The 8,863-nt window shown below is 69.6% G+C and carries 9 protein-coding genes; 5 read left to right on the top strand and 4 right to left on the bottom strand.

Going from position 1 to position 8,863, the window contains the following annotated elements:
• Window positions 1-323, bottom strand: a 323-nt coding sequence (locus I5G_RS26085; protein ID WP_026096096.1) for a hypothetical protein, incomplete at its 3' end; no start/stop codon positions are given.
• Between I5G_RS26085 and I5G_RS26080 the strand changes: the two genes are divergently transcribed.
• Both I5G_RS26080 and I5G_RS18855 read left to right on the top strand, forming a co-directional pair.
• The gene (locus I5G_RS26080; RefSeq protein WP_022880452.1) at window positions 322-705 is read left to right on the top strand and encodes an acyl-CoA dehydrogenase family protein; all 384 of its coding nucleotides are present in this window, start codon (window positions 322-324) and stop codon (window positions 703-705) included. The two genes, I5G_RS26085 and I5G_RS26080, sit on opposite strands and share 2 nt — an antisense overlap.
• Window positions 706-757: 52 nt before the next feature.
• Window positions 758-1,933: an acyl-CoA dehydrogenase family protein gene (locus I5G_RS18855; protein ID WP_022880451.1), complete on the top strand. Its 1,176-nt coding sequence runs from the start codon at window positions 758-760 to the stop codon at window positions 1,931-1,933.
• Window positions 1,934-1,987: 54 nt separating this feature from the next.
• On the opposite strand, the gene I5G_RS18850 is transcribed toward I5G_RS18855, so the two are convergent.
• From I5G_RS18850 to I5G_RS18840, 3 genes are read right to left on the bottom strand one after another with little or no spacing between them, the layout of a single operon-like run.
• The gene (locus I5G_RS18850) at window positions 1,988-2,401 is read right to left on the bottom strand and encodes a Zn-ribbon domain-containing OB-fold protein (RefSeq protein ID WP_022880450.1); all 414 of its coding nucleotides are present in this window, start codon (window positions 2,399-2,401) and stop codon (window positions 1,988-1,990) included.
• A gap of 4 nt (window positions 2,402-2,405) precedes the next feature.
• Window positions 2,406-3,593 carry a thiolase gene (locus I5G_RS18845; RefSeq protein ID WP_022880449.1) on the bottom strand — a complete coding sequence of 396 codons (1,188 nt, stop codon included), beginning with the start codon at window positions 3,591-3,593 and terminating at the stop codon, window positions 2,406-2,408.
• Between the two features lie 54 nt (window positions 3,594-3,647).
• Window positions 3,648-4,424: an enoyl-CoA hydratase/isomerase family protein gene (locus I5G_RS18840; RefSeq protein WP_051038899.1), complete on the bottom strand. Its 777-nt coding sequence runs from the start codon at window positions 4,422-4,424 to the stop codon at window positions 3,648-3,650.
• A gap of 174 nt (window positions 4,425-4,598) precedes the next feature.
• Here I5G_RS18840 and I5G_RS18835 point away from each other — a divergent pair, with 174 nt between their 5' ends.
• Genes I5G_RS18835 through I5G_RS18825 form a run of 3 tightly spaced genes read left to right on the top strand, consistent with a single transcriptional unit; the run spans window position 4,599 to window position 8,848 of the window.
• Entirely contained in the window at window positions 4,599-5,732 is a 1,134-nt protein-coding gene (locus I5G_RS18835; protein WP_022880447.1) for an acyl-CoA dehydrogenase family protein, read from the top strand.
• The gene (locus tag I5G_RS23610; protein ID WP_022880446.1) at window positions 5,729-6,700 is read left to right on the top strand and encodes an acyl-CoA dehydrogenase family protein; all 972 of its coding nucleotides are present in this window, start codon (window positions 5,729-5,731) and stop codon (window positions 6,698-6,700) included. Before I5G_RS18835 ends, I5G_RS23610 begins: the two co-directional genes overlap by 4 nt.
• A 27-nt stretch (window positions 6,701-6,727) precedes the next feature.
• Window positions 6,728-8,848 carry an acetate--CoA ligase family protein gene (locus I5G_RS18825; RefSeq protein WP_022880445.1) on the top strand — a complete coding sequence of 707 codons (2,121 nt, stop codon included), beginning with the start codon at window positions 6,728-6,730 and terminating at the stop codon, window positions 8,846-8,848.
• Window positions 8,849-8,863 lie beyond the last annotated feature (15 nt).

Here is an 8,863-nt window from a genome sequence, read left to right as displayed (position 1 = left end):
GGAACGATGCACAGCGGCGCGCGCGTCCGCCCGATCACGCGGACCGGAAGCCAGCCGCCCAGGGCCGCACGCACCGGGTGCGCCGGGTCGACGCCGATCACGAGCAGGTCCGCGTCGGCGGACTCCTCCCCGAGCGTCTGCGCGACGGGCCCGTCCACGGGGTGCACGCGCACGACCTGTCCCGGCGTCGCGTCACGGAGGATCTGCTCCGCAACCACGAGCGGGTCGTCCGGACCGGACCCCGCATGCCGAGAGACATGGATGACGTCGACCTCGACGGGGTGTCGTCCGCAGCGCTCCGCGACCCACACCCGCGAGACCATGGGAGTGCCCCTGGGCATGCTCCAGGGTGTCGCGTTCCCGCTCGTCGACGCCCACATCGGCGCCGTCAGCGCGCGCAGCCTCGCGCTGCGCGCCGCCTGGTTCCTCGACCACGAGCCCGACGCCGAGAGCCACCTTCCGGCCGCCGCGCTCGTGTACGCGCATGACGTCGCGGTCCGCGGAACCAACGTCTCCGCGCACGTGCAGGGAGGGCTCGGTTTCACGAACGAGGCGCCCACCACGCCCTACTTCCTCCGTGCGCACGGGTGGGCACTGGCCGGCGGAGATCTGCGCGCCGAACGACGCCACATCGTCGAGAGCGAACTCGCGGCACGGCGGGCCGCGCGCGCCCTCGAGCCCCACCCGGCGGTCGCCGCGCACTGACGCGCGGCTCCGCACGATCCGTTCCCACCGCACAGCACCCAGGAGGCGCCTCATGGACTTCAGTTCCCTCGACCCGGATGGTCGGCATCGGGCTTTCGTCGAGGACGTGCGAGCGTTCCTCGCCGAGCACGTCACCGAGGAGGTGCGCGAGACCGAACGTCGCACGGGCGACGGATACAACCGCGAGTTCTACCGTGCCTTGGGGTCGCGCGGCTGGATCCGCCCCGAGCTCCCCCGCGAGCGGGGTGGTGCCGGTCTCGACCGGATCCATGTGGCGATCCTGCGCGCGGAGTTGGAGCGGGCGAAGGCCCCGACCCGCCAGTTGAGCACGATCCGCCTCGTGAGCCCGGCGATCGAGCAGTACGGGCAGAGCCCCCTGCGGGAGCAGGTTCTGGACGGGATCGCGCGCGGCGAGGTGTGCCTCTCGCTCGGCTTCACCGAGCCCCAGGGTGGGTCGGACGTCGCGAGCGCCCGGCTGCGTGCCACGCGCGACGGCGACGAGTGGACGATCTCGGGCTCCAAGATGTTCACGACGAACGGTCACCAGGCGGACTACTGCTTCCTGCTGACCCGCACCGACCCCGCCGTCGGCAAGCACAAAGGTCTGACGATGTTCCTCATGCCCCTGAAGATTCCGGGCGTGGAGGCGCAGGGGATCTTCACCTTCAGCGGTGAGCGCACGAACATGATGTTCTACGACGACGCGCGCATCTCCGACCTCCACCGTCTCGGGGAGGTCAACGGCGGCTGGTCGGTGCTCCGTGGTCCCCTCGACGCCGAGCACGGCCTGGGCGGGATGGTCAACGATGGACTCGACGCGCTGCCGATGGGGCCGGCCTTCCTCTACGAGGCGCGGGACGCGCTGGATGCCGCGCTCGACTGGGCCGAGGCGACGGGGGCGATCGGCGACGGCGCCGTCGTCGATCGCCTGGCGGATGCCATCGCTCTGTCGGAAGCGGCCTTCGCGACCGACGGAGCCAGCGGGCGTGTGCTCGGTGCCGAGGCCCTCGACCGCATCGGCGCCGAGCTCATCTCGCTGATCGGGCCGGAGGCGCTTCTCGAGCACGAGGCCGCCGACGGGGGGATGGCGGACTTCGCCTACCGCTACGCGCAGGGCACGAAGACCTACGGCGGTGCCATCGGGGTGTTCCGCACGGTGATCGCCCAGCACGAGCTCGGTCTGCCTCGTATGGAGCTGCCGGGGAGTCGCGCGTTCCTCGCGAAGTGAGGGATGCGCAGTGAAGCGCCCGGGGCCTCGGCCCCGGGCGCTTCACCGTTGGCGTCAGGCCGCTTCGAAGTTCAGCACGGTCCAGTCGCCGAGTTCGTCGTACCGTACCCGGACGGGCATGTCGATGCGGACGTCCTCGGGGGCGACCCCGTGCAGACGACCGATCATGCGGAAGCCCTCGGACATCGTGACGTGCACGATCGTGTAGGGCGCGTCCGGCTGATACGCCGGGGTGGGGGCCCGCCGGATGGTGGTGTGGGTGTAGACGGTGCCGGTGCCCTCGATCGGTTCCCAGGTCCACTCTCCCGAGAAGCAGCGATTGCAGATCTCCTTCGGGATGTAGCGGAACGTGCCGCACTGCGCGCACTTCTGCACCTTTACGGCGTGCTCGCGCAGCGAGTCCCAGTAGGGCATGTGCCAGCTGGGGATACCGGTGGGCAGCAGCTTGTCTGTCGTTGCATCGGTCATGAGATCACGCCCTTCCCAGGATCGCGGAGTAGTTGTTCTGCATGGCGCCGCCGACGCCGTTCACGTAGCCGAGTTCGGCACCGGCGACCTGACGGTCGCCCGCCTCGCCGCGCAGCTGCTCGACGACCTCGATGAGGGTGAAGAGGCCCGCCATCCCGGCGTGGCTGAACGACAGGAATCCGCCCGCTGTGTTGGTGGGCAGGGCACCGTCGAGGCGCAGGGCACCGGTCTCGACGAAGGGACCGGACTCGCCCACGCCGCAGAAGCCCGCCGCCTCGAGTCCGAACAGCACGTTGATCGTGAAGTGGTCGCCGATGCCGGCGACGTCGATGTCGTCGCGACCGACGCCGGCGAGATCGAACGCCGTGTCCGCCGCGACCTTCGCGGCCGGGAACACCGCCAGCGACGGCGAGGCGTTCGGGTCGATGTGACTGTGTCCCTCGCCGTATCCGAGGAGCTCGATCGGAACGTGCCGCCCGTCGCGCGCACGCTCGAGCGTCGTGACGACGTACGCGCCCGCCCCCTGGTTGATCGCGCAGCAGTCGAGCATGTGCAGCGGATCGGCGATCAGTCGGGAGTTGACCACGTCGTCGACGGTGATCTCGCCGCGGTGGCCGTGGAACGACAGCGGGTGGCGCACGGCGCCCTGGCGTTGCGCGACCGCCACTTCCGCGAGTTGGGCGGGGGTGGTGCCGAACTCGTGCATGTGACGCGTCGCGAGCTGGGCGTAGTCCGACACCCGCGTGGTGCCGTAGATGAACTCGTAGGTCCCGCTGAGCATCGCCATCATCTTGATGGCCTCGTCGCGATTCGCGCTGGCGTACCCCTCGGCCTGGCCGGCGGCGGCCGTGACGACGAGAACCGCCTCGGCGAGCCCGGCCGACACCGCGTAGGCGGCGAGGTTGATCGCGCCGCCCGCGGCGGCGGCTCCGATGCTGTTGCGGGCGTGGAAGCGCAGCGGCTTCCCGAGCAGGTCGTACCCGAACGCCGCCCCGGGCAGCTGTTCGCGGATGCCGACGCCCTCCGGGCCGTCGCCGATCAGGCCGTCGATGTCGGCGAGTGTGAGGCCGGCGTCGGCGCACGCGGCTTTAGCCGCGTCCATCCAGGCGATCGGCTGGATCTGATCGGACAGATCCCCCTGCTTCGACTGATAGACGCCGGCGACCGCGGCTCTGCGGTTCTGGAATGGCATTCTCTCTCCTTCTTCTCGTGATCATGCGGTGATGGATGCGACCGAGCCGGCGGGTCAGAACCCGGGGACCTTCGGCCACCCGTCCGAGAACGACGCCTCTCGTTTCTCGGCGAAAGCCCGCGGCCCCTCCAGCACGTCGCCCGACAGCAGCACGCGGTGGACCACCGCCTCGTAGTAGGCCTGCTGCTCCGCCTGCTGCAGGTTGCGCCAGTACTTCAGCACCTGCTTGCTTCCCCAGACCGCGGCCGGCGAACTCTCCGCGATCGCCCGCGCTTTGGCGAGGGCCGCGTCGAGCAGCTCCTCGCGCGGCACGATCCGTTGCACCAGACCCAGCGCGTAGGCGCGCTCGGCGGGCAGACGTTCCGCGGCCAGGAGCAGGTCGGCGGCGACGCCGTAGGGGAGCACCCGGGGGAGCACGTTCACGGCGATTCCCGCGAGGATGCCGCGTTTGACCTCGAAGACGCCGAACCAGGCTTCCGGGGTGGCGATGCGGATGTCGCAGCAGAGCGAGAGCTCCATACCGCCCGCGACCGCGAGGCCGTTGACCGCGGCGATGACCGGCTTCTCCGTCGCGGCGATGCCCGCGATGTCGGGTCCGGGCGAGACGGGCAGTCCGCCGCCGGAGGCGGCGCTCGAGGCCATCTCCTTCAGGTCCGCTCCCGCGCAGAAGGCGCGATCTCCCGCCCCTGTGATGATCGCGACCCGCTGGGCGCCATCCTCTCGGAACTCCGTCATCGCGGCCGTGAGCTCGCTGATCAGACCGCTGCTCATGGAGTTCATCGCTTCGGGGCGGTTGAGCGTGATGATCGTCGTGCTCTCCTGCTTATCCACGACTATGTCGGACATCTGCTGTTCTCCCTCTGTCGTCGTCGACGTCGGCGTGTGCGCCGCAGGTGGAACCCTGCGTCGGCTCATAGTAGCCTTATCGTAATGCTTACGGGATATGATTAAATAACAGGACCGTGAAGCAGGCGTCAGAGACGACGCCGACGACTGGAGAAGACGATGAAGTTGATTCCCGATGCGGACTCCGCACGCTTCCGTGAGGAGGCGCGCACCTGGTTGGCGGAGAACGTCCCTCGCGAGCCGCGCCCTTCCGGGGGCGAGGCGCTCAAGGAGTTCGACCAGGAGTGGCAGCGACGACAGTTCGCCGGAGGGTGGGCGGGCATCGACTGGGACGTCGAGTACGGCGGTCGTGGCCTCTCGCTCCTGGAGCAGGTCGTCTGGTACGAAGAGCTCGTACGGGCCGGTGCCCCCCGCGAGTCGGTCTTCGCGGTCGCCTTCGGGCACGCCGGGCCGACGCTGATCATGCGGGGCAGCGAGCAGCAGAAGGAGTTCTACCTTCCGCAGATCCTCCGCGGCGAGACGCCGTGGAGCCAAGGCTTCTCGGAGCCGGGTTCCGGCTCCGATCTGGCCTCGCTCTCCACGCGGGCCGTCGTCGACGGCGACGAACTCGTCGTCACTGGGTCCAAGATCTGGACGAGTTACGGCGAGTACAGCGACTATGGCGAGGTGCTGGTGCGCACCAATCCGGAGGCGCAGAAGCACAAGGGCATCACGTGGCTGATCATGCCGATGCACCTGCCCGGGATCGACATCCGGCCGATCCGGTCGATCGACGGCTTCCCGCACAACTGCGAGGTGTTCTACGACGAGGTGCGTGTACCCCTGGCCAACGTGGTGGATCGGGTGGACAACGGCTGGTCCGTCGCGATGTCCACTCTGTCCGCCGAGCGGGGGCCGGGATTCCTCGATCACCGTCTCTCCTACATCCGCGCCGTCGATGATCTCATCGAGGTGGCGCGCGACAACGGGCGGCTCCGAGACCCCGCCATCGCCGATCGGCTCGCGCAAGCGCGTGCCGCGACCGCCGCGCTGCGGTCGATGGCCTACTACCAGGTGACGTCGACCACGAAGGGAGCGCAGCCGGGGCCCGAGACGACCGCCATCCGCACCTTCTTCGTGCAGGTGCAGCAGGAGGTCGCCCGCCTGGCGCTCGACATCGTCGACACCGCCGTTCTGGAGTGGTCGCACACCACCCGCGAGTGGCTCGCGGACTTCAGTGCGACGATCGCCGGCGGCACGATCGACATCCAACGAAACGTCATCGGCGAACGAGTGATGGGACTGCCGCGATGATCACCCTGGTACCTGACGAAGAACAGCGCGAGATCGCGAAGTCCGTCTCCGACTTCCTGGAGAAGTCGGTGACGATCGCGACGGTGCGCGAGCAATCGCTGACGCCCGACGGGGTGAGCGAGGACCTGTGGGCGAGCTATGCCGACCTCGGCTGGCTGGCCCTTGGTGTGCCCGAGGAGGTGGGCGGGGTCGGACTCGGTGTCGCCGAGGAGATGCTCCTGTTCGTCGAACTCGGCCGTCGCCTGGCGCCGGGGCCGCTGCGCACGACCATCCTGGCCGCGCGCATCGCCGCCGCGGCCGGGCGGGAGGACCTCGTCGCGGAGCTCGTATCGGGGGAGCGCCGCGCGGGTATCGCCGTGGGTGACCTCGTCGTCGACGCTCGGCCCGGGGATCTCCTGGTCGTCCTGACCGAGACGACGGGCTCGCTCGTCGAGGTGGCCGCGACCGAACCGGTCGACGGCGTCGACCCGACCACGCGCGTCGCGCGTGCGACGCGAGGCGCGACCGCCGTGGACGTGGACGGGCCGTTCCTGACCATCGCCCGCATCCACGCGGCCGCTGAGTTGCTCGGCGTCATCGAGGCGGTGCGCGACATGTCCGCGTTCTATGCGCAGACCCGGCAGCAGTTCGGTGTGCCCATCGGGACGTTCCAGGCTGTGAAGCACCGCTGCGCGGACATGGCGGTCGCCGCCTACGCCGTGCGCTCGCAGGTCGCCTTCGCCGCCGTGAAGTTCGACGCCGGTGAGCCGGACGCGTCGTTCCAGGCCGCGTCCGCCTACGCGCTGGCCGCGCGTCATGCGCAGAAGTCCACCGCCGACAACATCCAGAACCATGGCGGCATCGGGTTCACCTGGGAGCAGGACAGCCACCTGTTCCTCAAGCGCGCCCACCTCCTCAGCCGGCTGCTCGGCGTTCTCCGCGACACCTACGAGGTGGTCCTGGAGCCCCCGCGCAACGACTTCATCTGATTCCCGCCTTCGACGAAAGGGACAGCGTTGTCCGACGGAAACATCCCCGACAAGCCGCGCACCGGCTACCTCGACCTGAACCGGATCGCGCATCCGCGGACGGTTGCGGTGGTCGGTGTGAGCGACACGTCCGCCTACGCGGCGGGCGTTCGAGCCACCCTGGCCGAGTCCTCGGCAGAACTCTTCTTCGTGCACCCCAAGGTCGACCAGGCGTTCGGCCGGCCGGTGTACCGCAGTCTGCGGGAGATCGATGCGCCCATCGATGTCGTCTTCAGCGCGACGTCCGCGAAGCCGTTGGTGCAGACGGCGATCGAAGGCGCGGAGCTGGGCATCGGCGGCATCGCGACGCTCGCCGCCGGATTCGCCGAGATCGGCGGGGAGGGGATCGAGCTCAGCCGGCAGCTGGTGGATGCCGCTCGCGCGGGAGGGTTCCCGATCGTCGGTCCGAACGGCGTCGGCATGATCAACGTCAACGAGGGCAACTGGCTGACGATGCTGCCCCGATGGCCCGCACGCGCCGGCGGGATCTCGGCGGTCACGCACAGCGGCGGCACCATCGAGGCTCTCGGCGGCGCGGCCGCACGACCCGGCGGACCGGGGTTCAACCTCATGTTCTCGGCCGGGAACGAGCCGGTCACCGACATGGCGGACTACACGCGGTTCCTCGCGGAGGATCCGCTCACGAAGGTCATCGTGCTGGTCGTGGAGAAGATCCGCCGGACCGAGGAGTTCTTCGGCGCCGCAGCGCTCGCGCGGGAGAACGGGAAGGCGATCATCGCCGTCAAGCTCGGACGCAGTGCCCGCGCCCAGCGCCTGGCCGCCTCCCACACAGGGGCGATCGTGGGCGACACGTGGACGTACGACGTCGCCTTCCGTCAGGCCGGCATCCAGCTGGCCGGTGACATCGACGAGGCGATCGATCGGGCGCAATTGCTGGAGCGCGTTCCCCCGCAGAGGTGGATTCCGGTCAAGGGGGTCACCGTACTGACTGCGACGGGCGGGTTCGCGCAGATGGCGGCCGACCTCGCCGAAGTCGAGCAGGTCGACATGCCGGAGCTCACGCAGCTCGAGCCCTTCGTGAAGGAGAACATCCCCGGGGGCGACGCGGCGAATCCGCTGGACACGACCGTCTTCGGGCTCATGCAACCGGGCCTGTGGGAGACGATCCTGCGCACCTACTCCGCAGAGGACGACGTAGACGCGCTCGTCTACCCCAGCCAGTTCGCGGACTGGGACGAGTATGCCGGGCCCCCGTCCGTGCGCGTCCTGGCAGATGTCGCCGCCACCTCGGACAAATTGTTCGTCGTCGCCCCCGTGGCCGGGCGTCCAGGTGCGTGGCTCGAGGACTTCGAGAGCGAGAATCTCGTGGTCACGAACGGGCCTCGCGGATTCATGCGAGGACTCCACACGATGGGTGCGGTCGCGCGCACCCGCCGTGACGCTCGTGTCGCTGCCGCATCCGCGGTCGCGCCGAGTGCTGCGCCGGCGGGCACCCGGCTGTCCGTCGCCGAGGGGACCATGCTGGGGTTCGACGCGACGATGCGGATGCTGACGGAGGCGGGAATCGCGGTCGCGCCGTACCTGGTCGTGGAGAGCGCGACCGAGGCCGATCCGTCGTTCGACGGTCCGTACGTGGTCAAGCTCGCGGACGTCGCGCACCGGACGGAGCACGATGCGGTGCGGGTGCGGGTGCCCCGCGAGGGGATCGGCGACGCCATCGCGGATCTGCAGCGGATCGCGGCCGCAGACGGTCTCCCGCCGACGATCGCCATCCAGGCGATGGTGGACGGGCACGGCGAGGCGTTCATCGGCATCACCGGCCGTTCCGAGCTGGGCCCCGTCGTCGTCTTCGGGCTGGGCGGCGTCTTCGTCGAGGTGTTCAAACGGGTGGGCGGGCGCATGGCACCGTTCACCGAGCTGGACGCGCGGGAGTTGCTCGCCGAGTTCGATGATCTCGGGGTGTTGGACGGTCATCGGGGGAAAGCGGCCTGGGATCGGGATGCCATCGTCGCGACGCTGCTGTCCGCGAGCGCTCTGGCGGCCTCGGGCCGTGAGTGGATCGATTCGATCGACATCAACCCGCTCATCATCACGCCGGACGGCCCGGTGGCCGTCGACGGCCTGGCCCTGCTGCACGAGGAGGACTGACCCGAGAGAGGGGGT

The sequence above is a fragment of the Microbacterium sp. B19 genome (assembly GCF_000333395.1).
GTDB lineage: Bacteria > Actinomycetota > Actinomycetes > Actinomycetales > Microbacteriaceae > Microbacterium.
This window is presented reverse-complemented; position numbering and strand designations above follow the sequence as displayed.

Excerpts from the sequence above, each read along its gene's own strand:
- I5G_RS18850 (WP_022880450.1), bottom strand. The coding sequence starts at position 2,401 with ATGACCGATGCAACGACAGACAAGCTGCTGCCCACCGGTATCCCCAGC.
- I5G_RS18845 (WP_022880449.1), bottom strand. The coding sequence starts at position 3,593 with ATGCCATTCCAGAACCGCAGAGCCGCGGTCGCCGGCGTCTATCAGTCG.
- I5G_RS18835 (WP_022880447.1), top strand. The coding sequence starts at position 4,599 with ATGAAGTTGATTCCCGATGCGGACTCCGCACGCTTCCGTGAGGAGGCG.
- I5G_RS18855 (WP_022880451.1), top strand. The coding sequence starts at position 758 with ATGGACTTCAGTTCCCTCGACCCGGATGGTCGGCATCGGGCTTTCGTC.
- I5G_RS23610 (WP_022880446.1), top strand. The coding sequence starts at position 5,729 with ATGATCACCCTGGTACCTGACGAAGAACAGCGCGAGATCGCGAAGTCC.
- I5G_RS26080 (WP_022880452.1), top strand. The coding sequence starts at position 322 with ATGGGAGTGCCCCTGGGCATGCTCCAGGGTGTCGCGTTCCCGCTCGTC.